At 59.0% G+C, this 24,941-nt stretch carries 20 protein-coding genes; 7 read left to right on the top strand and 13 right to left on the bottom strand.

Going from position 1 to position 24,941, the window contains the following annotated elements:
* The first annotated feature begins 29 nt into the window (after positions 1-29).
* Together purH and purD are read left to right on the top strand one after the other, a co-directional pair.
* On the top strand, positions 30-1,610 hold the full coding sequence (gene purH / locus K0B93_RS09770) for a bifunctional phosphoribosylaminoimidazolecarboxamide formyltransferase/IMP cyclohydrolase (protein WP_219867031.1): 1,581 nt from the start codon (positions 30-32) through the stop codon (positions 1,608-1,610).
* 27 nt (positions 1,611-1,637) lie between these two features.
* Positions 1,638-2,921, top strand: a complete 1,284-nt coding sequence (purD, locus tag K0B93_RS09775) for a phosphoribosylamine--glycine ligase (RefSeq protein WP_219867032.1) — start codon at positions 1,638-1,640, stop codon at positions 2,919-2,921.
* Between the two features lie 55 nt (positions 2,922-2,976).
* Here the strand turns inward: purD and K0B93_RS09780 are convergent, their stop codons facing one another.
* From K0B93_RS09780 to K0B93_RS09825, 10 genes are all read right to left on the bottom strand, one after another.
* A complete protein-coding gene (locus K0B93_RS09780) occupies positions 2,977-3,348 on the bottom strand; it encodes an acyl-CoA thioesterase (RefSeq protein WP_219868078.1) in 372 nt (123 codons plus the stop codon).
* Positions 3,349-3,432: 84 nt separating this feature from the next.
* Complete coding sequence (locus tag K0B93_RS09785) at positions 3,433-4,563, bottom strand: zinc-dependent alcohol dehydrogenase family protein (RefSeq protein WP_219867033.1); 1,131 nt, start codon at positions 4,561-4,563, stop codon at positions 3,433-3,435.
* A gap of 33 nt (positions 4,564-4,596) precedes the next feature.
* Complete coding sequence (locus K0B93_RS09790; RefSeq protein WP_219867034.1) at positions 4,597-5,271, bottom strand: ABC transporter ATP-binding protein; 675 nt, start codon at positions 5,269-5,271, stop codon at positions 4,597-4,599.
* Position 5,272: 1 nt separating this feature from the next.
* Complete coding sequence (locus K0B93_RS09795; protein WP_219867035.1) at positions 5,273-6,046, bottom strand: ABC transporter ATP-binding protein; 774 nt, start codon at positions 6,044-6,046, stop codon at positions 5,273-5,275.
* Positions 6,043-6,987 (bottom strand): branched-chain amino acid ABC transporter permease, encoded by a 945-nt coding sequence (locus K0B93_RS09800; protein ID WP_219867036.1) that lies wholly within the window; start codon positions 6,985-6,987, stop codon positions 6,043-6,045. Before K0B93_RS09800 ends, K0B93_RS09795 begins: the two co-directional genes overlap by 4 nt.
* On the bottom strand, positions 6,987-7,886 hold the full coding sequence (locus tag K0B93_RS09805; protein ID WP_219867037.1) for a branched-chain amino acid ABC transporter permease: 900 nt from the start codon (positions 7,884-7,886) through the stop codon (positions 6,987-6,989). Before K0B93_RS09805 ends, K0B93_RS09800 begins: the two co-directional genes overlap by 1 nt.
* Positions 7,887-7,949: 63 nt before the next feature.
* The gene (locus tag K0B93_RS09810) at positions 7,950-9,269 is read right to left on the bottom strand and encodes an ABC transporter substrate-binding protein (protein ID WP_219867038.1); all 1,320 of its coding nucleotides are present in this window, start codon (positions 9,267-9,269) and stop codon (positions 7,950-7,952) included.
* A gap of 86 nt (positions 9,270-9,355) precedes the next feature.
* The gene (locus K0B93_RS09815) at positions 9,356-10,726 is read right to left on the bottom strand and encodes an ABC transporter substrate-binding protein (RefSeq protein WP_219867039.1); all 1,371 of its coding nucleotides are present in this window, start codon (positions 10,724-10,726) and stop codon (positions 9,356-9,358) included.
* A 214-nt stretch (positions 10,727-10,940) separates the two neighbouring features.
* The gene (locus K0B93_RS09820) at positions 10,941-12,296 is read right to left on the bottom strand and encodes a sigma-54-dependent transcriptional regulator (RefSeq protein ID WP_219867040.1); all 1,356 of its coding nucleotides are present in this window, start codon (positions 12,294-12,296) and stop codon (positions 10,941-10,943) included.
* A gap of 24 nt (positions 12,297-12,320) precedes the next feature.
* The gene (locus tag K0B93_RS09825) at positions 12,321-14,024 is read right to left on the bottom strand and encodes a sensor histidine kinase (RefSeq protein WP_219867041.1); all 1,704 of its coding nucleotides are present in this window, start codon (positions 14,022-14,024) and stop codon (positions 12,321-12,323) included.
* A 194-nt stretch (positions 14,025-14,218) separates the two neighbouring features.
* Between K0B93_RS09825 and K0B93_RS09830 the strand changes: the two genes are divergently transcribed.
* Positions 14,219-15,154: an alpha/beta fold hydrolase gene (locus K0B93_RS09830; protein WP_219867042.1), complete on the top strand. Its 936-nt coding sequence runs from the start codon at positions 14,219-14,221 to the stop codon at positions 15,152-15,154.
* Positions 15,155-15,267: 113 nt separating this feature from the next.
* On the top strand, positions 15,268-16,821 hold the full coding sequence (locus K0B93_RS09835; protein ID WP_219867043.1) for a cation:proton antiporter family protein: 1,554 nt from the start codon (positions 15,268-15,270) through the stop codon (positions 16,819-16,821).
* A gap of 13 nt (positions 16,822-16,834) precedes the next feature.
* On the opposite strand, the gene senA is transcribed toward K0B93_RS09835, so the two are convergent.
* Positions 16,835-18,202 carry a selenoneine synthase SenA gene (gene senA, locus K0B93_RS09840; RefSeq protein ID WP_228743338.1) on the bottom strand — a complete coding sequence of 456 codons (1,368 nt, stop codon included), beginning with the start codon at positions 18,200-18,202 and terminating at the stop codon, positions 16,835-16,837.
* Between the two features lie 311 nt (positions 18,203-18,513).
* Here senA and K0B93_RS09845 point away from each other — a divergent pair, with 311 nt between their 5' ends.
* Positions 18,514-19,911: a sigma-54-dependent transcriptional regulator gene (locus K0B93_RS09845; RefSeq protein WP_219867044.1), complete on the top strand. Its 1,398-nt coding sequence runs from the start codon at positions 18,514-18,516 to the stop codon at positions 19,909-19,911.
* An 8-nt stretch (positions 19,912-19,919) separates the two neighbouring features.
* Here K0B93_RS09845 and K0B93_RS09850 read toward each other — a convergent pair whose 3' ends face one another.
* Positions 19,920-20,375, bottom strand: coding sequence for a hypothetical protein (locus K0B93_RS09850; protein WP_219867045.1), 456 nt, complete (start codon positions 20,373-20,375; stop codon positions 19,920-19,922).
* Between the two features lie 510 nt (positions 20,376-20,885).
* Between K0B93_RS09850 and K0B93_RS09855 the strand changes: the two genes are divergently transcribed.
* Entirely contained in the window at positions 20,886-22,199 is a 1,314-nt protein-coding gene (locus K0B93_RS09855; protein WP_219867046.1) for a YjgN family protein, read from the top strand.
* On the top strand, positions 22,177-23,259 hold the full coding sequence (locus tag K0B93_RS09860) for a M48 family metallopeptidase (RefSeq protein WP_228743339.1): 1,083 nt from the start codon (positions 22,177-22,179) through the stop codon (positions 23,257-23,259). Before K0B93_RS09855 ends, K0B93_RS09860 begins: the two co-directional genes overlap by 23 nt.
* Before the next feature lie 89 nt (positions 23,260-23,348).
* Here the strand turns inward: K0B93_RS09860 and K0B93_RS09865 are convergent, their stop codons facing one another.
* Positions 23,349-24,941, bottom strand: coding sequence for an isocitrate lyase (locus K0B93_RS09865; protein ID WP_219867048.1), 1,593 nt, complete (start codon positions 24,939-24,941; stop codon positions 23,349-23,351).

A 24,941-nucleotide genomic window follows, 5' to 3' on the forward strand; every position in this document is an offset into this window, starting at 1 on the left:
TCGTTCATCTCCAGCGAAGAAAGTGACTCATGGCAAACCAGGCTAACTCCCCCATCCGTCGCGCGCTGATCAGCGTGAGTGACAAGACCGGCATCGTCGACTTTGGCCGGGCCCTCACCGACCGAGGTATCGAACTGCTTTCCACCGGAGGCACCTTCCGTCTCCTGAAGGAAAACAACATTCCGGTCACTGAAGTATCCGACTACACCGGCTTCCCGGAAATGATGGACGGTCGGGTCAAGACCCTGCACCCGAAAATCCATGGCGGCATTTTGGGCCGGCGAGGCACCGACGATGCCATCATGGGCGAGCACGGCATCAATCCGATCGACATGGTGGTGGTCAACCTCTACCCGTTCGAGGAGACCGTCGCCAACCCTGACTGCGACCTGCCCACGGCGATCGAAAATATCGATATTGGTGGCCCGACCATGGTGCGCGCAGCGGCGAAGAACCACAACGACGTCGCCATCGTGGTTAATGCGGCGGACTACGCCCGGGTCCTGAAGGAACTCAACGACAACGACGGTGAGCTCAGCTACCGCACCCGCTTTGATCTGGCCGTAAAGGCGTTCGAGCATACCGCCGGTTACGACGGTGCCATCGCCAACTACCTGGGTGGTCGTACCCCGGACAACGACAATGCCGACTTCCCCCGAACCTTCAATGCCCAGTTCGTGAAGGTCCAGGACATGCGCTATGGTGAAAACCCGCACCAGCGGGCCGCTTTCTACGCCGAGCGCAATCCCAGGGAAGCCTGCGTAGCGACCGCCAAGCAGCTTCAGGGCAAGGAACTCTCCTACAACAACGTGGCCGATACCGATGCCGCCCTCGAGTGTGTGAAGCCGTTTGCGGATCCCGCCTGCGTCATCGTGAAACACGCCAACCCCTGCGGCGTTGCGATTGGTGCAGACATCCACCAGGCCTACGAACTGGCCTTCGCCACGGACCCGACTTCGGCCTTTGGCGGCATCATCGCCTTTAACCGGGAGCTCGACGCGGAGACCGCCAAGGCGATCATCGATCGCCAGTTCGTGGAAGTCATCATTGCCCCGACCATCGCCCCGGAGGCGGTCGAGCTGGTCTCTGCCAAGAAAAACGTGCGCCTGCTGGCCTGCGGCGAGTTTGACAGTGAGCGCGCCCAGACCATGGACTACAAACGGGTTACCGGCGGTCTCCTGGTGCAGGACCGGGATCTGGGCATGGTGGCCATGTCCGACGTCAAGGTGGTCACCGATCGCCAGCCCTCGGAAGAGGAACTCAACGACCTGCTGTTCGCCTGGGAGGTGGCCAAGTACGTCAAATCCAATGCCATTGTGTACGCCAGGGCCGGTCGCACTATTGGCGTTGGCGCTGGCCAGATGAGCCGGGTTTACAGTGCCAAGATTGCCGGCATCAAGGCGGCCGACGAAAACCTGGAAGTGAAAGGCTCGGTGATGGCCTCAGACGCCTTCTTCCCGTTCCGGGACGGCATCGATGCCGCCGCCAAGGCGGGCATCACCGCTGTGATCCAGCCCGGCGGCTCCATGCGCGACCAGGAAGTGATCGATGCGGCCAACGAGCATGGCATCGCCATGGTGTTCACCGGCATGCGCCACTTCCGCCACTGATTCCGGACCAGCTAAAGGATTCTCACTATGAACATTCTTGTGATCGGCAACGGTGGCCGCGAGCATGCCCTGGCCTGGAAAGCGGCCCAATCCCCGGCGACAGACCGCGTGTTTGTCGCGCCGGGCAACGCAGGGACCGCCCGTGAGCCGGGCCTGGAAAACGTCAACATCGACGTTATGGACCTCGACGGGCTCGCCAACTTTGCCGCCGCCAACAACGTCGGTCTGACCATTGTCGGACCGGAGGCACCGCTGGTTGCCGGTATCGTTGACCGTTTCGAAGAACGTGGTCTGCGGGTCTTCGGTCCCAGTGCCGGTGCCGCCCAACTGGAAGGCTCCAAGGCCTTTACCAAGGATTTCCTGGCGCGGCAGAAAATACCCACCGCCGCCTACGCCAACTTCACCGACGTCGATGAAGCCCTGGCCTATGTCCGCGAACAGGGTGCGCCCATCGTGGTCAAAGCTGACGGCCTGGCCGCAGGCAAAGGCGTGATTGTCGCCATGACCCTGTTCGAGGCTGAAGACGCGATCCGCGACATGCTGGCCGGCAATGCCTTCGGCGATGCCGGCAGCCGCGTGGTGGTGGAAGAGTTCCTGGACGGCGAGGAAGCCAGTTTCATTGTCATGGTCGACGGCGAGCACGTACTGCCGATGGCCACCTCCCAGGATCACAAGCGGGTCGGCGATGGCGATACCGGCCCGAACACCGGCGGCATGGGGGCTTACTCCCCGGCCCCGGTGGTTACCCCGGACGTGCACCAGCGCATCATGGACGAAGTGATCTATCCGACCGTGCGTGGCATGGCCGCCGAAGGGCATCCCTACAAGGGCTTTCTCTATGCCGGCCTGATGATCGACGGTGAGGGAGCGCCCAAGGTCATCGAGTTCAATTGCCGCTTTGGCGACCCGGAAACCCAGCCGATCATGCTGCGCATGCAATCTGACCTGGTTGAACTGTGCCAGGCTGCTATCGACGGCAAACTCGATCAGTGCAGCTCGGACTGGGACGAGCGCCCGGCCGTAGGCATTGTGCTGGCAGCGGGTGGCTATCCCGGCAGCTACAAAAAAGGGGATGTCATATCGGGGCTGCCTGAGACAGAAACCGACGGTGAGAAAGTATTCCACGCGGGAACGCGACTCAACGGTGAGCAGGTTCTTACCAACGGCGGCCGCGTGCTCTGCGCCACAGCCCTTGGACAGTCCGTCACCGAAGCGCAGCAGCGCGCCTACAAGGTTGCTGCAAAGATCCAGTGGAAGGGCGTCTACTTCCGCAAGGATATTGGTTATCGGGCCATTGCCCGGGAAAAATAACACCAAAAAGCCCGGTCTCGCCGGGCTTTTTGGTGGTTGATATCCTGGGGACGCATTAGCAAACCAGGATGCGCTCAAGCGCCCCACGAATACTGCCCGGAATCGCAACAGCGTGATTCTTTTCCCGGTCAACGAACACGTGGACGACCTGGCCAAGCGCAGCCGGGTCCACATCGCCGTTCCTGAACAGACCCAGCTCGTAGGTCACCGAGCTGTTGCCGATCCTGATCACCCTGAGCCCGGCCTCCAGTGAGTCCGGATACGCCACCGGTTTTTTGAACTGACAGTTGGAGTTGACCACGTAGCCAACCACCGGTGCATTATTGATATCCAGCCCGCCAACCTCGATCAGGTACCGGTTGATGGTGGTGTCAAAGTAGGAGTAGTAGGTCACGTTGTTCACATGCCCGTAAATATCGTTATCCATCCACCGGGTGGTGATAGGGTAAAAAACACCAAACTCGTCTCGTTCCAAGGATTTCTCCGTTTACCAGTTTTATTGCGTTATGGCCTAATCAAACAGCACAACCTGACGAACGGCCTTACCGGAAGCCAGTTTCTCGAATCCGTCATTAATCTCATCCAGCGTCAGGGTATCACTGAGCAATTTGTCCACCGGCAGCTTGCCCTGGCGAAACAGGGTGACATAACGGGCAAGGTCCCGAACCGGTACACAGCTGCCCACATAACTCCCCTTGAGGGTACGCTCCTCTGCCACCAGGCTGACCTGCTGGATGGACACTTTCTTTTCGGGATGGGCCAGGCCGCCGGTGACGGTGGTTCCACCACGGCGAGTGATCTGGTAGGCGAATTCCAGGGCTTTTTCAGACCCCGCCATTTCAATAGCACAGTCAACACCGCCGTTGGTCAGTGCCTTGATCCTGTCAACACAACCCTCTTCACCGGAGTTAAAGGCGTGGGTGGCACCGAGTTCTTTGGCCAGTGCCAGTTTACTGTCGTCCAGATCTATGGCAATCACCTCACCCGCGCCCGCAACCAGAGCCCCCAGCACACTGTTCAGCCCGACACCGCCAAGGCCGATCACAGCGACAGTCTGGCCCGCACTGATATCTGCCGAGTTAATCGCAGCGCCCACACCCGTCAGCACCGCGCAACCAAACAATGCTGCGTGGTGCAGGGGCAGATCGGCGTCTACCTTGACCAGCGAATCCCGCGACACCACCGAGTGGTCGGCAAAGGCGGATACCCCCAGGTGGTGGTTCACCGGGGTGCCGTCCGCCCGATGCAACCGGTGCTCACCGCTGACCAGGGTTCCGGCGTTGTTGGTTTTTGCCGCCGGCTCACACAGCGCCGGGCGGCCTTCTGCACAGGGTGCACAGTGACCGCAACTGGGTACAAATACCGCAACCACATGGTCGCCTTCCTTCAGATCGCGGACACCGTTGCCCACTGCCTTGACGATACCGGCCGCTTCGTGGCCCAGTGCCATGGGCACAGGCCGCGGACGGTTTCCATCAATAACAGAAAGATCCGAATGGCACAGGCCGGCTGCCTTGATCTGGACCAACACTTCATTGTCACCGGGCGGAGACAGTTCCAGCTCTTCGATCATCAGGGGCTTTGTATCCTGATACGGGCGCTCCGCCCCGATGGCTTGCAAAACTGCGGCTCGAATTTTCATGGCGTATTTCCTCAGTCGGTTTCTGTTCTATGGTCAGGCCAACGACGCAGACGGATCCTTTCGGCCAGCGGATACGGATCCGCGCTCAATGCGCCAGGTGGCGTCCACCAGATCAGCGGAGTGGCTATCGTCGGATTCCGCGATCAGTACCGTCAGGCCCTCTGCGCGCAGGTCGGCAATGACCTCGGACAAACGCCTGGCCAGGACCGGTGCGACGCCTTCAAACGGCTCATCCAGCAGAATCAGTTCCCGGCCCGGAATCAGCGCCCGGCCCAAGGCCACCAGTTTCTGCTGGCCGCCGGACAACTGCAGGGCCTTTCGCTCACCGAAGTCGGCAATTTCAGGCATCAGCGAATAGACCCATTTCAGGCGTTCTTCACCATCCTTGATGTTATTGGCCCACGCCGGCATGAGCATGTTCTCCGACACAGTCAGGTCCGGTATCAACCTGCGGTCCTCCGGCATGTAACTGATGCGCAGATTGGCCCGTCGGTGGGACGGCAGTTTGCTGATGTCCTGGCCCTTGAAGGTAATGGATCCCCGGGTCGCAGGCAAAAGACCCATAATGGTGCGAATCAGCGTGGTCTTGCCGGCGCCGTTATGGCCGATCAGACCTGCCATCTGGCCCTGCGGAATGCTCAGGTTAATGTCCCGCAGAATACTGATACCCTCAATGGAAACGTCGAGATTAGCAATTTCAAGGCTCATTTCAGGCGCCTCCTTCGGTTTTAGCCGTCTTCGGCTTGCCGGTCACCAGTTCCTGGACCTTCTCATCCGCCAGCACTTCGTCCACCGGGCCGTCCTTGATCACAATACCACTGGCAAAGGCCAATACCCGCGTAACGTATCGCTGAACAATTTCCATGTCATGCTCAACGAACAATACCGTCAGGCCCCGCTGGCGAACCGCCTCCATCACCGTGTCCATCAAGGTGTATTTCTCTTCCACGCTGACACCGCTGGTGGGCTCATCAAGCAGCAACATCCGGGGACTCCCCAGCATGGCAATGGCAATGTCCAGCAGCTTGCGTGCCCCCTGAGGCATGGCGGTAACCATTTCATTACGGTACTGGGCGATGTTCATCTGGGCCAGAATTTCTTCAGCCGCTTCCAGCCGATCTTTCGTGTGCACCGGCCGAATCATCTGGAACTGTTGATGGTCAGCAGCCGCCAGGGCGATCGCCAGGTTGTCGATCACCGGAAGCTCCAGAAACAATTGCGGAATCTGGAAGGAACGGGTCAATCCCTTTCTCATCAACTTGCGTGGCCCGAGGCCCTTGATGGGTTTGCCCCCGAACTCAATGGTGCCGCTGGACGGAGGCAGGTAACCGGTCACCATGTTGATGAAGGTGGTCTTCCCGGCGCCGTTCGCCCCAATGACCCCGACAATCTCCCCTTCGGTGATGGTTACATTGATGTCTTCAGCGGCTGTCACCGCACCAAAATACCGGGACAAACCGACGGTTTTGAGAATCTCGGTCATGAGGCCACCCCTTTCTTGCGGGTAAACAGGCTCCAGATGCCTTTGGGCAGGAAGAGAATGATCAGCAGTAGCACGATACCCAGGATCATTTGCCAGGCATTGGGCGCCAGTTCAATGGCATAGGTTCTTACCAGGGTGAAGATCAACGCGGCGATAAAGGGGGCCGCCACATGTCCTGTACCGCCGAGGATAGCGATGAACACGAACTCACCGGAAATGGTCCAGTAGGCCATGGTGGGGTCGACATGGCCAGCGGCCAGCGCAGTCATGGAACCGCCAATGGAGCCGACCGCAGCCGCTATCACATAGTTGATATAGAGCACCTGCTTGCGCGATACCCCCATGTACTCAACCCGCACTTCATTTTCCCGGATTGCCTCGCAGGCCAGGCCGAGACTGGAGCGGAAATAACGATTGAGAAACAGGGCAATGCCCAGCGCTAACCCGAGCGCCAGCAGCAGGGCGGTCCTTGAACTGCTCTCACCTGAACCCGGGGAGAAGCCCAGGATAGTCCAGTCCACAACACCGAAGCCGTCTGTGCTTCCCAGCCCATGGCTTTTGACCAGAAGCCCGTACAGAATCATCGAGAACGCCAGGGACAACATAGCGAAGAATATTTCCCGGTAGCGCGTGACAAGCAGCCCCAGAATCATGGCAACGCCAACCGTCACCGCGACACCAAGAACAATCAACAGCAGAGCATCCGTTATGCCCAGATAACGGCCACCCAGACCCACAGCGTAGCCGCCAAGGCAATAGAACAGCCCCTGACCAAACGACACCAGGCCCGCCCGCATAAGCATTACCACCCCCATCACCACCAGAGCAGTGGAAATAGCCAGGGTGGCGGTAAAAACAAGCCAGTTCGGAACCACCAGTGACGCCAGGGCAATGGCGACGGCGGCACCTATCAGGGATATTTCGCTTTTTTCCAGGATCATCAGATTTTCCTCGCAATCACCTGGCCAAACAGGCCATGGGGTCGGAAGATCAACACTCCAGCCATCACGGCATAAATGATGAACAGTTCCAGTTCGGGCATGGTGTGGATAGACGTCGCTCGCGCAAGACCGACGATGACAGCGCCCACGGCCGCGCCGGTGATGCTTCCCAGGCCGCCGGTTACCACGACTGCAAAGGCCAGTACAATGACCTCAATCCCGAGTCCCGGTACCACGGAGATAATGGGAGCTGTAATACCGCCGGCGAGGGCGCCCAGAGTTGCCCCGATCATGAAGGTGATAGTGAACATGCGGCGCACGTTAACGCCCATGGCTTCGGATACTTCCCGGTCGTGAATGATGGAACGCAGGATCTTGCCGATCTTTGTGCGCTCAAGCCAGAACCACAAGCCCACGCCAATAACCACCGAGACCACCAGCACCAGCAGGTCGTAACGGGATACGGTCAGTACATCAATGTTGATCCGGCCGAGAGCGGCGTATGGTTGGTACGCAAAGTAAGGGGTCGTGCCCCAGATCAGCTTCATTACGTCTTCGAGAATCAACAATACGGCAAACGTAATCAGCAGCATCAGGATCTCATCGCGACCATACATGAGCCTCAGTATGCCTCGCTCAATGGCCAGCCCGGTTAGCGCGCCGATCAATATCGCGGAGGCTGCGATAATGGCAAATGCCATAACCAGATTCTCTCCGCCCCCGGAGTAATACCACCCCAGCGCCGACGCGGCGGCATAGGCCCCCAGGGCGTAGAGGCTTCCGTGGGCCATGTTCAGAATTCTCATAACGCCGTAGATGACGGTCAAACCGGCCGCCACCAGAAACAACCAGGACGCGTAGATGAAACCGTCGATCAATATTGCCCAGACCGTTAGCATCGGTGTGTACTCCTAATATCGGACCACCGGCCGCCTTTCAGCGGCCGGTGGTTGATCAGTGGATCAGTTACAGTCGACTCCCGGGAAGCCTTCCTTGATCCATTGCTGGGCGTTGTAGCCATCCGGAGCAGACACACACTCGCCGGAGTAGGACCGGACATTGCGCAGTTCAGCCTCACCATTCTCAAAATGGTATTCACCGTAGGACATTGGCTGCAGGGCCTGATGACCACCCGCCAGGGCCATGCGCACAGTACCGCTTACGGATTCGAACTCGGCACCTTTGAGTGCTGCGGCCAGTTGCTCAGAACTGGGCACACCCTCGGCGCCAGAACTATCGGCGGCGAACTTCAGAGCCAGGACGGCTTGAGCGGCCTTGGAGGCCGGATAGCTTGGAGGTGTTCCATGCTCAGCAACATAAGTCTGGGTAAACCATTCGCTCAGGTCATTTTCCGGCATGAAGCCGCCGAAGGGCCCGCGACCACCCAGAATCGTGCCATTGGGTGCCTGGCCGTCAAAACGGTGCAAGCCGGATTCACCGGTGGTAAGAATCGCTGTCGCTTGCGACAGCAGGCCACGCACGTTTGCCTGAGCGGTGAAGGACTCCATATCTCCGCCCCACATGGACGAGTGAACAATGTCTGGACGCTCGGTCTGGAGTGCTGAAATCTCAGTACTGTAGCTGCCCTGGAAAAGCTGTGGCGTCTGGTTATTGACGATTTCAGCCTCCGGCATCAGTTGCGCCATGGCCAAGGTAAAATCCTGCCAGGAATCCTGTCCCCAGGCGTAGTTCTGCTGAATACCGGCAATGCGGACAGCGTCCGGACGGGTTTCCGCCAGATACCGTGCCGCCCCCACGTTATCCGCGACTGCGTCGAGACCGGTACGGAACATGTACTGGGGATCTTCAATCTCCTGGAACAGACGGGAGGTACCGCAGTCGAAGGCGATGGTGAACATCTTCATCTCTTCGGCCACCGGCCCGATCGCCAGGCAGTCGCCGGAGGAGATATAACCGATCACTGCATCGACGTCCTGGCGCTGAACCAGATTCCGGTACTCTTCAACCTGCTTGGTAGGACCACCCGCTTCATCGACGACGACAGATTCGAGTGTCAGGCCATTAACGCCTTTGGTGTTATAAGGCGCTGGCAGGCTGCCTTCGTTGATCGCCTTGATCACGATCTCCGCCCCTTGGGCAGCAGGCACCCCAAATGGCCCCGAGGCACCACCAGAAAGGAAGGTCACGAACCCCACTTTGAAGGATTCCTCGGCACTGGCGGTTGCTGCCATACCCATGACACCGACCGATGCCATGGCCACGGACGTTGCGGTACCCAGAAGCGTTTTTTGCCAGATGGGCCGTTGATTGGAATTTTTCATTTTGTTCTCCTTGATTGTTGTTTTCTGTCGTACTTCAGGTTGTGCTTTGTTTTGCCTTCATTGGTTTCAGTAGTGACCAATCACGGTCAGCCACCGGGTTCACCGCGTCGCTTTTTCACCAAAGCGGGGGACGGTTTCAGGGATTCAGCATCGTAGACAACCCAGTTGCCCAACATGACGCGGGCAGGAGGGTATTGATCATTGGCCACGGGCGTTCCGATGGCCTGGGCCTGAACTATCTGGTGGGTATCCGGATCGATGTAGGAAACGTAGCCCTCGGGATCTTTAGGCAGGGGTATTTCCAGCCCTTCCAGCGCCTCGATCATGGCGTCGGTATCGGTCACATCGCCGGCAATACGGATCGCCCGGGCTATGGCCAACATGCCAGCGTAGGCGCCCTGGGCGGAATAGCTCGGGTAACGGCCGGATAACTCGTGAAAGCGGGTAACGAACCGGCGGTTTCGCTCCGTATCCGGCCAGTTCACGTGATGACGTGCAGACAGAATGAGTCCTTGAGGAGGATCATCCTTCAGGCTTACCAGCGTTTCGTAATCTCCGCCGGCATCAAAATTGGCCACACGCATGCGGCTGAACAATTGCGTGGTACGGGCCTGCTCCAGGAAAGCAATAAAATCACCACCCCAGAGAGAGACCACCAGTACATCCGGCGGGGACTCCAACAGTGACTGGATGTAAAGCGAGTAGTCGGGCTCATACAGTTTTGGCCAGTAGGAGCCGGTTTCCTCGTATGTGGTACCGACCTGATTCATGGCTTGCCTGAGATCGCGCCAGGCAACGCGACCATATTCGTAATCAGGTCCCAGGAAGGCGAGTTTCTGCCAGCCGTTCCTCTCTTGCAATTCTGCCAGGTAGCGGGCACCGGCTGCGTGTGAATACCAGGTGTCACTCGACACCCGGAAATAGTAGCGATGACCTTCCTCAAGGGAAGCTCGTGAAGACGCGTGATCGGTGCCCACCATAATGACCTTGCGCTGTTTCGCCATTCGGCTGACGGCCATACCCACTCCGGAACTGACCATGCCGCAAAGAATGTTTGCGTTGTCGTGCTGAATGAAATCTTCGGCCATCCGCACTGCGAAGGATGCTTTGGAGCGGGAATCGTCCACAATCACCCGCAAACGGGGAGCGTCGGGGTCGGAGGATAGCTCTTCAAGAGCGAGCTGGATGGCAACGATGCTGTCACGGCCAAAACTGGCTGAACGGCCCGTCATCGGATACATGCAGGCAACCGTGGCGTCGGCGTGACGTTCTTCTGCTCCCAGCTCGACCCTGCCCACTGGCGGAGCCGAAGGCTGGGCCACTGTATCGGCGAGAGGCGCTCCACTGACCAGCAGCACCATCGCTGCAAACCAGGTGCGCCACGGCCGCGGGTACAGCCAGAAGCAAGGCAACAGGGTCGGCACTGCCTGATACAGGCGGGTGTTCGGTCCCGGCAAGTCAGCCTCCCGAGCCGGTCGTGTCCGGCGTGTGGTTCTGAATTATTTTTGTAAGCCAGTTATCAGGATGGTGAGCAAAACCGGGGCCAATGCACCAAAGAAAGGCTGAGAGCGGGCCTGAGAGGTCCCCCAGTTAGCCGCTGCGCGATACATATACGGAATCATGAGCGGTATCCGCTCATTGGCGGCTAAGGTAATGAGCGGAACCCGCTCGCTAGCCCAACCTCAATCTCTGCAAACGGCGTTTGAACGCGTGCCGGGACAACCCCAAATTCTCGGCGGCTTTTCCTTTGCGACCGCCGGTTTTCTCGAGGGCATCCAGCAACAGCTTGCGCTCGGTCTGCTGCAAATGCTGGTCGAAGGACGCACCAGCCTGATCCTGATCTACCGATGGCGCAGGGTTTGTGGCCAGGAATTCGCCTGGCAGTTGATGGGGGCGGATCAAATGCCCCGGATAGAGAATGGTTAGCCGCTCCACCAGGTTACGCAGCTCCCGTACGTTGCCCGGCCAGCTGTAGGCACTCAGGCAGGCCAGTGTTTCCTGCAGCATGGTGATGGGCCGGCAACCCTCTTCCCGGGCCTGGGATTCAATGAACATTTCCAGCAATTTACTGACATCATCCTCCCGATCCCGCAAGGGTGGAATGGTAAGCTCAATGACGTTCAGCCGGAAATACAGGTCCTCCCTGAAGTGCCCGTTGCGGACCTCCGCTTCCAGCGACCGATTGGTCGCAGCTATCACCCGGACATCCGCGGTAGCATTGGCGCCACCCCCCACGGGTCTATAGTCGCCGTTTTCCAGGAAATGCAGGAACTTGGCCTGCAGGGAGAGCGGTAACTCTCCAATCTCATCCAGAAACAGCGTGCCATTATGCGCCAGAGCCACCAGACCGGGTCGCTTCTGGTGAGCACCCGTATAGGCGCCTTTTTCAGCACCGAAAAGTTCCGCCTCAATTAGCTGCTCAGGCAGAGCCGCGCAGTTGATCTCCACAAAGGCTTCGGTGGCTCGGGGGCTATGTTCGTGAATGGCCCGTGCCACCAGCGCCTTCCCGGTGCCAGACTCGCCCAGTAACAGAATCCGGCCAGCGCTGCTCGCCGATATCCGTTGGACCTTCTGCCAGAGTTCCTGCATGGCGTTGCTGTCGCCCATCAGCCCGGAGGACGAAGCAGCCCTGCTGCGGTGGTAGGCCAACTCATCGCGCATCTGGGTCCGCTCAGCGACTGAATCAACCAGATGAAGCAGTTCATCCAGGGCAAATGGCTTAGTCAGGTAATCTGTGGCGCCGGCTTTTACTGCCTGCACCGCCGCCCGCGTATCACCATGAGCCGAAATCATCACTATCGGCAAATCCGGGTAAAGACGGGCGGTTTCATTCAGAACGTCCATGCCACTCATACCTGGCAGCCGCAAATCCAGCAGCATCAGGTCGGGGAGACCCCGCTCAAGCATTGACAAGGCATCCTCACCGGTATGAGCACAAACGGCGCTATACCCGGCTTCCTGAAGCGCAAAGGTCAAAGACCGTACAAAACTCTTTTCATCATCAACGATCAGAATGTTCAAGCGCATAATGGTTTGCAGGGTCTCGCTTTTTTATTGGTCTGTTGTCAGGTTACCACTCTTGCCGGCAGGTAAGGTGACTAACACCGTTGTTCCCTGGCCGGGCATGCTGCGAATATCCATCTCTCCTCTGTTTAACTCGATAAGCTGACGGCTTATGCTGAGGCCAAGCCCAGTACCGTCGGAGCGTGTTGTGAAGAATGGTTCTGCTACGCGGCTGAGGGTTTCCCCAGACATGCCACTACCGTTATCGGTTATTTCCACGGTCAGACAGTTACCATTGCGATAGGCTCTCAGGTGCACGATCCCACCTGGTTCACAGGCCTGAATTGCATTGGCCACAAGATTGACGAGGCATTGAATGGTCTGGTCCGGACTGGCATGAATGGTAAGGCTTGAATCGCCAGTGGCACTGACGGTCACCTGACGACTGTCCGCCAGCCCGGAAGTAAGTACCCTGGCATGGCGGAAAACTCTGCGAATCTCCACCTGCTGGGCCTCACCCGGTACCGGCCGGCCGTAATCCAGAAGATCCCCGACGACACGATTAAGGCGGTCAATTTCATCCTCAACCGAAATCAGCAACTCCCTGCGCTGTTTATCAGGCTCGCGCCTCTCCAATGCCTGAACCGTCAACTTTATTGTGGCCAACGGGTTACGAACCTCATGAGCAACACCAGTCGCAAACTCACCCAGCACGGCCATTTTTTCAGCTTGAACGGTGCGCTGTATCATCTCCTGCAGCCGGTCTGCCATTGCGTTGAAGGCGTGGGCCAGGACGTCGATTTCGTCGTTGTCATTTTTGGGGGCCTGCAAGCGAAAGTGCAGGTCGCCGGAGGCAAAGGCTTCCGCCCCTTCCGTCAACCGGGCGACCCGGCGGCGCAGGCTCCTGGCAAGCGCCCAGAACAGAATAACGGTTCCCAGTGCCAGCACACCGGCCAGGGCGTAAAGTCCCAGTTGGGCGTTGCGCAACGGGCTCAGAATCTCACCTGCAGAAACCACATAATCAATGCGCCACCCGGGCAACACTTCCGGGCCGGTACGAAGGCCTTTCGGCACCGTTGCCTGGAGGTTACCCGTGGCATCCAGCAGCTCGCCGTCGGGGGTGCGCAAGTACGGCCGCAACACTCCGGCCAGGTTTTCCGTGCGCATCAGTTCCGTCAGGGATGCCAGCCTCACATGCAGGGCAATCGCGCCCTGCACAGCCTGCTCAGCTCCGGCTCGCAGGGGCTGGCGTATGAGCAACCAGGCCGGGCCGCCGCTGCCCGGTAACGATGGCCCTATGATTTCACTGATACCAAAATCAATGACTGGCAGCCCCGCCAGGGTCCAGCCTTCACGGTTCCAATAGGGGCTTCCGGAGGCAGCCTGGCCCGGAACCACTTCCAGCAGGTTATTGCCACTATCAAAAAACAGGATGCCATACAGATCCGGCGAGTCGGCCTCTACCCGCACCAGCTCTCTCACACCTTCGGGAACCGCCTCACTGTAAGCCAGATACAAAGGCATGGAAGGGTGAGTAGACAACGTTTCCAGTTGATAAACGCGATTTTCAATGAAATTGGTCAGCCGGTTAGCGTTACCGGCAACCTGAGCTTCAAGACGCTCGCCTGCGAGCCGTTCATTAACAGAGTCCGAAACTGCTGTATAGAGCGCACTGAGCACTGCGACAGAGCCAATCATCAGGGTGAGGGAAATGAACGAATAACGGCCAACCAGACTGAATCTGGGCTTCATGACAACCTCATGATGATTGTTATTGGCAAACGCTAAATAGAGTAGATGCTTTGAAAGATTTCACAAACACCCACAAGGGTCCTCAACAGGACGCTGTAATCCCTCGACCCCGTCCTTGACCGGGTCTTTTTTTGGGGTAGTGTAAGCGCTTCCGTAAACGGACGTTTAAAACCCTTCCGCAAGGAGCCTGCCCAATGACAGCCCGACCCATTTTTCCCATGATCGCGTTGCTGATCAGCACTCTGTTGCTCAGTGCCTGTTCCCGCCACAGTCTGTACGACAACGCCATCAGTTGGGAGCGCTCCGGAGCCGGGCTTGAGGCGTCCAGTATTCAGGTGGATGACATGACAATCGCTTACCTGAGCAACGCGGAACCGGTGGACGGAGAAACCATCGTACTTATCCACGGCTTTGCCGCCAACAAGGACAACTGGACCCGGCTGGCACGGGAACTGACCGACGAGTTCAACGTATACGCAATCGACCTGCCCGGCCATGGCGACAGCAGCAAGCCACTTGATCTTGGCTATTCCCTGGAGGAACAGACCGAGCGTCTGGCTGAGATTTTGCAGGCGCTGTCCATCGGCAATACGCACATGATGGGGAATTCCATGGGCGGGGCCATTACGGCGCTCTACGCCGCTAGTTACCCAGGCCGCATCAAGACCGCAGTCCTGTTCGATCCGGCCGGCATTTTTGAGTATGAAAGCGAGCTGGTGGACTTGGTCATGGAGGGCGATAACCCGCTGATTCCCTCGAAGCCCGGCGATCTGGAGCGACTGATGGACTTTGCGCTGGAGCAGAAACCCTTCGTTCCCTGGCCGATCCTGGATGTCATGGAAGAAAAGGCGATTGCCAACCGGCCAGTCAACGAGGTGATTTTCGACGCCATCCGAGATAGCGGCTATGAATCGGCGTTTCGTGCCCGCCTCGCACTGATCCGGGATCCGGTGCTGGTGGTCTGGGGCAAGGAAGACCGGGTCATCAATTACCGCAACGGCGAGCTGTTCGTGGCAGCCATTCCCGATGCCCGCCTCCAGCTGCTGGACGATATTGGCCACGCTCCGATGATTGAGGCACCGGAACGCTCCGCCGAACTCTTTCGCTCATTCCTTGAGTCGGCGCATTGAACCGCCAAGATTTCGAATAAATTCAGCAGATTCCACGTTCATCGACTACACCGGGCCGGTAAAACAGGATAGCCTTGCAGGCATTGCCCAGTGTTGGATGAAAGAAATGTCGCATGCCTGAAGCTCTCTGGATTTCGTTCGCCTTTGCACTTGGCCTGCTGGTCAAGGGTGCCGGATTGCCGCCACTGGTGGGCTATCTGGCCGCAGGCTTCCTGCTCAGCGGCCTGTCCGACGTGTCCGGCCTGACCATCGAAGCCACCGACGCACTGACGCACATTGCCCACCTCGGGGTCCTGCTGCTCCTGTTCACCGTTGGCCTGAAACTGAAACTCAGGTCCATTGTCAGCCGGGAAGTGATTGGCGGCAGCCTGCTGCATTTTGGCATCACCTGCGCGGTCTTCACCCCCGGCCTGTACCTGCTGATGGACCTGCAATGGCAAACCGCCTTTATGCTGGCCATTGCCCTGTCGTTTTCCTCCACCGTTCTGGCGGCCAAGGTACTGGAATCCAAACGCGAACTTCGCGCCTTCCACGGCCGCGTTGCCATCGGCATCCTGATCATGCAGGACCTGATTGCCCTGGCGGTGATGAGCCTTGCCGCCGGCCAGACCCCCTCACAGTGGGCCCTGATCGTTTTCGGCCTGCCGCTGCTGCGCCCGCTGCTGTACCGTCTGCTTGACGCCAGCGGACATGACGAACTGCTGATTCTGCTCGGCCTCCTGGTGGCGTTGGTGCTGGGCGGCTATGGCTTTGAATCCGTTGGCCTGAGCGCGGAGCTTGGCGCCCTGGTGTTCGGTGCCATGTTGTCGAACCACCCCCGCTCCCAGGAGCTGTCCAAGTCCCTGTGGAGCGTGAAAGAGATGTTCCTGGTGGGATTCTTCCTGCAGATTGGCATTGGCGGGCTGCCGGACAGCCAGGCCCTCGCCTTTGCGCTGGTTGCGGCACTGGTTCTGCCCCTGAAGGGCATTCTGTTCTTCTTTCTGTTGCTGGCCTTTCGTCTGCGGGCAAGAAGCAGTTTCCTGAGTGCGCTGGCACTGACCAACTACAGCGAGTTCGGCCTGATTGTCGCCAGTGTTGCTCTGCCGGAATGGCTGGTGCCACTGGCTATTTCGGTCGCGATCTCGTTTGTCATTTCCGCGCCGTTGAACCGCTTCGCCCACGTCATCTACGAGCGTTTCGGATCCGGACTGAGCGACTTCGAAACCCAGAAACACCACCCGGACGAACAGCCCCTGTCCCTAGGCAATACCCGGGTCCTGATCATGGGCATGGGGCGAACGGGCACTGCGGCCTATGACTGGGTATCAAGACAGGAACCGGAATTGATGGGCCTGGATTCTGATCCGGCCAAGGCCAGCAAACACCAGAAGGAAGGCCGCAACGTCGTGTTCGCCGACGCCGAGGATGCCTCATTCTGGAACGGCCTGCACATGCCCGAGGTGCACTCGGTCATTCTTGCCCTGGGCGACATCGAGGGCAAACTCATTGCCGCGCGCATGCTGAGAAAGCTGGGCTTCCGGGGGTATATCGTTGCCCACACCATGTACGACGACGAGGCTCACCAGATCCGGGAGGCAGGCGCCAATGAGGCCTACCTGACCATGAACGAGACCGGTGTTGCTCTCGCGAGCCACATCATCAGCCGGGCCAGCGACCATTCCGAATGAGGCGCCAGGGGCCCTACCGTGCACAGGTCCGGAATCCGGTAAACACGTCATTCCGCTGCGGCAGATACGCCTGGCGATAGGTGCCGCGAATCAGGCAGGAAGACGTGGCGCAACTGCCCCCCCGGGTAACCTTGTGATCGCCGAACTGCAGGGTCGACATAAACGGGTACATGTCGATCCGGAAGCCGTCATAGGGGAAGAATTGACTGCTGGTCCACTCCCAGACCCCACCAATCATCTGCCGACAGCCAAAAGGACTGTCTGATTCCGGGTAATCGTAAACCGGATTCTGGCCCAGGCACCGGCCATCCAGGTCTGCCCGGGTTTCATCAGGCTCCCGGTTACCCCAGGGAAAACGCTGGAAGAGCTGGTCGACCCGGTTACCCAGAGCGGCCACTTCCCATTCGAACTCGGTTGGCAACCTGCGGCCGGCCCAGTTACAGAAGGCTTCAGCCTCCCAGAAACTGACGTGGGTGACCGGAGCATCGGGTGTCAGCGGCTGCCAGCGGTCAAACAGGCGCTCCTGCCACTGATGCTCATGCCAGCGCCAGTACAGGGGATGCTTCGGCACCCGCGGCATGAACTCCTGGCTGCCATGCACCAGGGCAACGTCCACCTCGGTCTCGAGCCACTTCCGGCCGCCGAACGACCAGAGTTCCGGCTTCTGGTAGCCACCGTCGTCGACGAACGCCCGGAATTCCGCATTCGATACCGGCTGGCGGGAAATGGCAAACGAATCCAGCTCGATCTCGAATCTCGGTTTCTCGTTATCGAAGGCGAAATCCGTGGTTGCGTAGGCCGCAGAATCCCCGGGCATGCCGATCATCCAGCGACCGGCCGGGATCACCGCGTCACCGGCGACCGGCTGACCCGGGGCCGGACGACGCTTTACCGCGCCCGGCGGTTGCGGGTAACCCACGGTTTGCCGGCACCAGATCAGGGATTCAATGTGCATATTCTGATGAAAAATGGCGTACCGGTTCAGATAGAGTGTCCGGTCGTCCAGCGGCCGGCTCCGGATGCGTTCGGCGACGCGGCCATAGATGGTGTCGAAATAGCCCAGGGTGTCCTGCCGCCCGGGAAACAGGTCTCGGTTCCAACGGTCCCGGTGCTCGACGTGGAACGAATCCCAGAGATCGTCCATGGCCGGATCAAAACTCGGCGTACCATCCAGGAGATTGAACACAAACACCTCATAGAAAAACGCGGCGTGACCCATTTCCCACAGCGGCGGGTTTACACCCGGGTGGTAGGGCACAGCCAGCTTTTCCTCCGGCAGGGAGGTGATAAGCGCCCGGGTCCGTTGCCGGGTGCGCTCAAGCTCAAGCAACAGGTCGTCCCGCGCGGCCTGAGCCGCATCAATCGATTTCATATCGCCCATAGGTCATTTCATCTTCCGGTTTTTACCTCAGCATAACAGATGGATTCCGGGTCGGGTGACCGGCCAACTGTCGACTACTTTTACAGTTTTACGCGGCGCCTCATTTCCGGATCTCGCAACCATTTGAATGAGTGACTGTTAGGAAATCTGGCATGTATCCTGTATGCCGGATTGAACCGCCAGACCTTCTTTCTGGCTCGTGTGACGGGTCACAGGGCCGTGACCGGGCAACTCATCGTGCCGGCTTACAGGTTGTCCCTACACAACTGGCAGTCCCGTTTTCCCAGGCATCACTCTCATGGAGGTTTGCCATGATGGAAAAGCGACCGCTCGTCTGGTTGTCAGCGGCACACACCAATACCACCGTGCGCAGAGCGCTGGGTTCCCGATGGAATCTCATCGATTTCAACCCGGAGAATCCGGTTCCCATTCAACTGTCGCCCCCGGACGGCTCCAAGGTGGGCGTTCTGGATCTCACTCGCATCCCACCCGACGATCTGCCCTGGCTGGATCAATGGCTGGAGGCCCTCAGTCTCAGTTACTGGGTGGGCATTGTGCCCCATCGCCCAATCACCGGTACCCGGACCGCACAGCTGATTACCCGGTACTGCTCCGATTTCCATACGCTGCCGGTCAATCACGAACGGCTTGATACCGTGCTGGGCCACCTCTGGGGCATGGCAACCATTCGCGAACCCGCCGTCGGCCTGCCCCGGGACGATTATCAATCCCTGGTCCTGGAAGGCACCTCGCTGGCCATTCGCCAGGTTCGCGGGTTGCTCCGGCGCTTCTCGGTGACCCCGGAGCCGGTTCTGATTACCGGCGAAAGTGGCACCGGCAAGGACGCCGCCGCCCATTTCATTCACGAACACTCGACGCGGGCTTCCGGGCCTCTGGTAACGGTTAACTGTGCCGCCCTGCCCGATTCGCTGACCCAGAGTGAGCTGTTCGGCTACGAGAAAGGGGCCTTCACCCATGCTCTAAGTGCCCATCCGGGCCGGCTGGAACTGGCGAATGGAGGCTCCCTGATCCTGTCATCCATTGATGAACTCAATCTGGAACAGCAATCCGCCATCCTGCGCTTTCTGCAGGAGGGGCAGATTGAGCGCATTGGTGGCAGCGAACCCATCCCAATTGACAGCCGGATCATAACCACATCCAGCCAGCCGCTGACCGAGCTGGTCGAATCCGGAAAGTTTCGCAGTGACGTCTATTACCGGCTTGGCGGACTGGAGGTAAAACTGCCGACGCTCAAAGACCGTCGCGAGGACATTCCCGCGCTGGCGGAGGCGCTCCTTGAGGCCTCCAATCGTGGCGGCGAACGGAAACGGCTCAGCGAAACGGCTATCCAGCGCCTGGTCAATCACTCGTGGCCCGGAAACTTCAGGGAACTGCAGAATCGACTGCGGCAGGGATTGCTCCTGTGCGACCGAGAGCTGATCGAGCCCGCCGATCTGGGACTCGAACCCGTCGGCCCCGAAACCGACATGCCCGCCACGTCCAACCTGACCCTGGAGGAATTCCGGGCCCGGGCGGACCGTCAGGCCCTGTCCTGCAGCCTTGCCCTGGCCCATCACAACGTCTCCGCCGCAGCGCGCATCCTCAAGATTTCGAGAGTTTCGTTTTACCGGCTTATGGACAAATACAACGCCAGTCCCCAGTCGGGTCATCACCGACAGGGCTCACACCACAAGGGAGATCCACCATGAGAAAACCGCTACTCTTTCCGCTGTTCGCCAGCGCCTGCCTGATGCCCGCAACGGGGATTGCGTAAACGGACTCTGCCGACGACGTCCCGGCATCCCCCGAAGAAGCTGAAGCGAAGAAAGAGCAGGACACCGACATTGCCTCCATCACCTCCGACCGCGGAATCGTCACCCGGCCGGGGCGACTGACCATTGAACCGGCGTTTTCCCACGCCCACAGCAACGCCACCCGGGTCGCCATCGAGGGCTACACCGTGATTCCGGCCCTGCTTGTGGGCCTGATCAATATCTCCGAGATCCAGCGCGACATCTTCGTTGGCGCCCTGACCTTCAAATACGGCTTCACCAGCCGGTTTGAAGCCGATGTCCGGGTGCCCTGGCTGAGCGTCAACGAGGATCTCAGGGAACGCCAGGCCTTTGAAGGAACCCCCGTCGATACGCTCCGGACAGTCCCAGGCCAAGTGCAATGGCAGTCGCCAGCAGGCGTTGGTTAATAGTCATGGCGTCAATTCCTTTGATTTGATGTTGTTGGCTTCCATGGGATCCATTCCCAATCCGACGACTATCGGAGACAGCAGGGTCCAGACCCGCCGGAGGGCCAAAGCGATTCCCGCGCCAGTTTTTCCCTCACCCCCGGAAAAAGATTGATCTAAGATCATTTTTTAGAAAGTCAGCCGCTACCACAGAGAATCTGAAAGCTCGACACCTGTTTCAGGGTTGAAACGGTCTTTCTTCTGTTTTCAGGGACATGGGAAGATTTCATCGCGCAATTCATGCAGATAGGAATTTATCCCGGTGTTAAAAATCTAGAATGCAGGTGTCCAGATTCCGTCACAAATGTGTAGCCTAAATGTCGGCTGGCTCACACACCGGTTATGAAATTCTGGTAATGTCATGCATGTTACCGTTCTGCCACAGCACGGACGCACAGACGGGGCCTGGCTCCGTATCGTTAAGCCATACAGTAAGGAAGGCATATGTCGACAGAGCTTTATCAGATTGTGTTTGCCGGTCAGGTCCTGGACGGATTTGACGAACCCCAGGTGAAGGCCAACCTGAAGGATCTTTTCAACGCCACGGAAGAACGCATTGAGCGTCTGTTCTCACCAACCACCGAGGCACCGGCAATCAAGTCCGACCTGAACCATGAAGAGGCGGTGATTTACCACCAGCGCCTGACCGCGGCCGGCGCCGACGTCCGGATTTCGTCGCAGAACAGAGCCGCCCCGGCCCCGGCAAAACCAGCGCCTGCTGCAAAGGCGCCGGCGGGAACGCCGCCGGTCAGCACCACTTTCGAAGACGCCGGCGACCGCAGACGCGCTCCCCTAGAGTTCACTGGGCGGGGCGGCGAGTACTTCGGCATCTGGATCGTCAACATTTTGCTCACCATCGTGACCCTGGGCATCTATTCCGCCTGGGCAACGGTTCGCAACAACCAGTATTTCTATGGCAACACACGGCTGGACGGCGCCAGCTTCCAGTACCTTGCCAGCCCGATCACCATCCTCAAGGGCCGGCTGATTGCGCTCGCGGTTCTGGTCGCCTATGTGGCCCTGTCAGAACTGTTCGTGGAGGCAGCCATCGCTTTCGCCGTGGCGTTTGTGTTCCTCGTGCCCTGGATCATGATTCGTTCACTGCGCTTCAACGCCATCAACAGCGCCTACCGCAACATCCGGTTCGACTTCCAGGGTACCTACGGCCAGGCCTTTATGGTCGCCTTCGTGTGGCCCCTTCTGAACCTGCTCTGCCTATTGTTGCTGACGCCACTGGTACTCAAGAAAACCCACCAGTTTGTCGCCAACGGCAGCCGCTACGGCACCACCAGCTTTGACCTGGCCGCCACCACCAAGGCGTACTACCTGCTGTTCGGCAAGGCCCTGTTGCTGGCACTCGGTTTCGGTGCCGGCGCCTACCTGAGTGCCCGGGCGGGCATTCCGGTCCTGGCCGCCATCATCGGCGGTGTGGGCTACCTGACGATCTTCGGCTTTTTCATGGCCGGTGTGGCCAACCTGTTCCTGAACTCCACCGAACTGGCCGAACACCGCTTCGAGTCTGAACTGGGGCCAGCACAGATGGTCTGGATCTATCTGAGCAACAGCCTGCTCGTCGTGCTTACCCTCGGCCTGTTCACGCCCTGGGCCAAAGTTCGCATGGCGCGCTACCGCGCCGCCTGCACAACCATGCTGATTTCCGGGGATCTGGACCACTTTGTCGCAGCTGAGCAGAACCGCGCCAGCGCCCTGGGTCAGGAACTGGGAGATGCGTTTGATGTCGAATTCGCCGCCATCTGATCTGGCCATTGAAGGACAGTTCTATTCCGGCGACAACTCCCACCGACAGGACGCCCTGCTGCGTTCTGTCGGTGGCGAGCTGATTCTGGTCACCGCATCCCTCAAACAGCACCTGTCCCTGCAGGATCTGAACATCTCGCCCCGGGTGGGCAACACCCCGCGATACCTCTACCTGCCGGATGACGGCGTTTTCGAAACCACCGATAACGATCGCGTGGATCAGCTCGGCCGGGGCAAGTCATCGGGCCGGATGGCGCGCCTGCTGCATCGCCTGGAAAACCATCTTGGGCTGATCCTGACGGCGGTGGTGGCCACGATTGCGGTCACGGCGTTTGCCTTCGTCTATGGCGTCCCCTGGACGGCCAAAGCCGTCGCCCATGCCCTGCCCGACCGCATTGCCGAACAGGTGGGCGAGTCGACGCTGACTTCCCTGGATGGCACCTGGCTCGAACCCTCCGAACTGTCCGAGGCCCGCCAGCAAGCGCTGCAACGCCACTTCGAGCCTTTTCTGGCGCCGGTCGGCGGGCAGGAATTGAAGGTCCTGTTCCGCTCGGCTCCGGCCATCGGGGCCAATGCCCTGGCACTGCCGGACGGGACCCTGATCTTCACCGATGAGCTGGTCGAACTGGCGGAAACCAACGACGAACTGGTGGCCATCCTCGCTCACGAAATTGGCCACGTAGAGCATCGTCATGGCATGCAGGGCATGGTCCAGTCGTCGCTGACCTTCTGGCTGATCGTGATGATGACCGGCGACCTGTCGGCCTTTTCGGACACCACCGTGATGGTGCCGGCTGTGCTGATGAGCCTGTCCTACTCACGCACGATGGAGCGGCAGGCGGACCAATACGCACTGGAAACCCTGCAACGGCATGATCTGGATCCACGGCACTTTGCCAACATCATGAGTCGACTGGCGGCGCTGGAGGATACCGGTCAGGGCGAAGGGGACGAGGAACGGGAAGCGAACAGTCGCTGGAGCCGGCTTGGCGACCTGTTGTCGAGCCACCCGGTTACCGAGGAGCGCATCCAGCGCTTTCGCGACGCAGCGTCCCGGTGACAGCCGATCAACCATAAAAAAGCCCCGCCATTGGCGGGGCTTTTTCGTGCCTCCCGGGCAAGCCCGGGAGCGACAACCAGACCGTTCGATTAGCCGAACTGGTTCATGGTGTTGTCTTTACCACCGGCCTTCAGGGCCGCTTCGCCCGCGAAGAATTCCTTGTGGTCGTCACCGATGTTGGAACCAGCCATGTCCTGGTGCTTAACGGTGGCGATACCCTGACGGATTTCCTTACGCTGTACACCGGCAACATAGGCCAGCATGCCTTCGTCACCGAAGTAACCCTTGGCCAGGTTGTCGGTAGACAGTGCCGCGGTGTGGTAAGTCGGCAGAGTGATCAGGTGGTGGAAGATACCTGCTTCGCGTGAACCATCACGCTGGAAGTTACGGCACCACTCGTCGGCCAGCTGACCCAGCTCGGTGTTGTCGTACTCTTCGCTCATCAGCTTGGCGCGATCGTAGGCAGATACGTCCTTGCCTTCTTCCTTCCAGGCGTCGAATACCTGCTGACGGAAGTTCAGGGTCCAGTTGAAGGACGGGCTGTTGTTGTAAACCAGCTTGGCGTCGGGTACCACTTCCTTGATGCGGTTAACCATGGCAGCGATCTGGCCAACGTGCGGCTTCTCGGTCTCGATCCACAGCAGATCAGCACCATTCTGCAGGCTGGTGATGCAGTCCAGAACCACGCGGTCTTCGCCAGTGCCAGGCTTGAACTGGAACAGGCCGGAAGCCAGACGCTTCGGGCGAACCAGCTGGCCCTTCTGCTTGATCACAACGTCGCCGTTGTTGATGTCTTCTGCCTTCTCGATCACTTCACCGTCGATGAAGCTGTTGTACTGGTCGCCCAGATCGCCCGGCTCGTTGGTCACGGCGATCTTCTGAGTAAGGCCTGCGCCCAGGGAGTCGGTACGGGCAACGATCACACCGTCGTCCACACCCAGCTCGAGAAACGCCAGACGAACCGCGTTGATCTTGGACAGGAAGTCAGCGTGCGGCACGGTTACCTTGCCGTCCTGGTGACCACACTGCTTCTCGTCGGAAACCTGGTTTTCGATCTGGATGCAGCAGGCACCGGCTTCGATCATCTGCTTGGCCAGCAGGTAAGTTGCTTCGGCGTTACCGAAACCAGCGTCGATATCCGCAATGATGGGCACAACGTGAGTTTCGTGGTTGTCGATCTGCTTGATCAGTTCTTCAGCCTTGGCGTTGTCGCCGGCGTTCTCGGCTTCTTCCAGGGCACGGAAGAGGTGGTTCAGTTCCCAGGCATCGGCCTGACGCAGGAAGGTGTACAGCTCTTCGATCAGACCGGAAACGGCGGTCTTCTCGTGCATGGACTGGTCAGGCAGCGGTCCGAACTCGGAACGCAGGGCAGCAACCATCCAGCCAGACAGGTACAGGTAACGACGCTTGGTGGTACCGAAGTGCTTCTTGATGGACAGCATCTTCTGCTGGCCAATGAAACCGTGCCAGCAGCCCAGGGACTGGGTGTACTGGGAGGTGTCATTGTCATAGTTCGCCATGTCTTCGCGCATGATCTTGGCGGTGTACTTGGCGATGTCCAGGCCAGTCTTGAACTTGTTCTGAGCGCGCATGCGAGCGGCGTGCTTCGGGTTGATGGCGTTCCAGGTCGGGTGCTGCTTCAACAGGGAAGCAATCTGGTCAACGTCTTGTGCGTAGGGCAT

Origin of the sequence: Marinobacter sp. F4218 (assembly GCF_019443085.1) — a bacterium.
Lineage (GTDB): Bacteria > Pseudomonadota > Gammaproteobacteria > Pseudomonadales > Oleiphilaceae > Marinobacter > Marinobacter albus.

Coding starts and splice junctions, on each gene's coding strand:
- K0B93_RS09865 (WP_219867048.1), bottom strand. CDS start 24,941: ATGCCCTACGCACAAGACGTTGACCAGATTGCTTCCCTGTTGAAGCAG.
- K0B93_RS09845 (WP_219867044.1), top strand. CDS start 18,514: ATGATGGAAAAGCGACCGCTCGTCTGGTTGTCAGCGGCACACACCAAT.
- purH (WP_219867031.1), top strand. CDS start 30: ATGGCAAACCAGGCTAACTCCCCCATCCGTCGCGCGCTGATCAGCGTG.
- K0B93_RS09795 (WP_219867035.1), bottom strand. CDS start 6,046: ATGACCGAGATTCTCAAAACCGTCGGTTTGTCCCGGTATTTTGGTGCG.
- K0B93_RS09780 (WP_219868078.1), bottom strand. CDS start 3,348: ATGGATAACGATATTTACGGGCATGTGAACAACGTGACCTACTACTCC.
- K0B93_RS09855 (WP_219867046.1), top strand. CDS start 20,886: ATGTCGACAGAGCTTTATCAGATTGTGTTTGCCGGTCAGGTCCTGGAC.
- K0B93_RS09825 (WP_219867041.1), bottom strand. CDS start 14,024: ATGAAGCCCAGATTCAGTCTGGTTGGCCGTTATTCGTTCATTTCCCTC.
- K0B93_RS09800 (WP_219867036.1), bottom strand. CDS start 6,987: ATGATCCTGGAAAAAAGCGAAATATCCCTGATAGGTGCCGCCGTCGCC.
- K0B93_RS09820 (WP_219867040.1), bottom strand. CDS start 12,296: ATGCGCTTGAACATTCTGATCGTTGATGATGAAAAGAGTTTTGTACGG.
- K0B93_RS09810 (WP_219867038.1), bottom strand. CDS start 9,269: ATGAAAAATTCCAATCAACGGCCCATCTGGCAAAAAACGCTTCTGGGT.
- purD (WP_219867032.1), top strand. CDS start 1,638: ATGAACATTCTTGTGATCGGCAACGGTGGCCGCGAGCATGCCCTGGCC.
- K0B93_RS09860 (WP_228743339.1), top strand. CDS start 22,177: ATGTCGAATTCGCCGCCATCTGATCTGGCCATTGAAGGACAGTTCTAT.
- K0B93_RS09805 (WP_219867037.1), bottom strand. CDS start 7,886: ATGCTAACGGTCTGGGCAATATTGATCGACGGTTTCATCTACGCGTCC.
- K0B93_RS09835 (WP_219867043.1), top strand. CDS start 15,268: ATGCCTGAAGCTCTCTGGATTTCGTTCGCCTTTGCACTTGGCCTGCTG.
- K0B93_RS09790 (WP_219867034.1), bottom strand. CDS start 5,271: ATGAGCCTTGAAATTGCTAATCTCGACGTTTCCATTGAGGGTATCAGT.
- K0B93_RS09785 (WP_219867033.1), bottom strand. CDS start 4,563: ATGAAAATTCGAGCCGCAGTTTTGCAAGCCATCGGGGCGGAGCGCCCG.
- K0B93_RS09830 (WP_219867042.1), top strand. CDS start 14,219: ATGACAGCCCGACCCATTTTTCCCATGATCGCGTTGCTGATCAGCACT.
- senA (WP_228743338.1), bottom strand. CDS start 18,202: ATGGGCGATATGAAATCGATTGATGCGGCTCAGGCCGCGCGGGACGAC.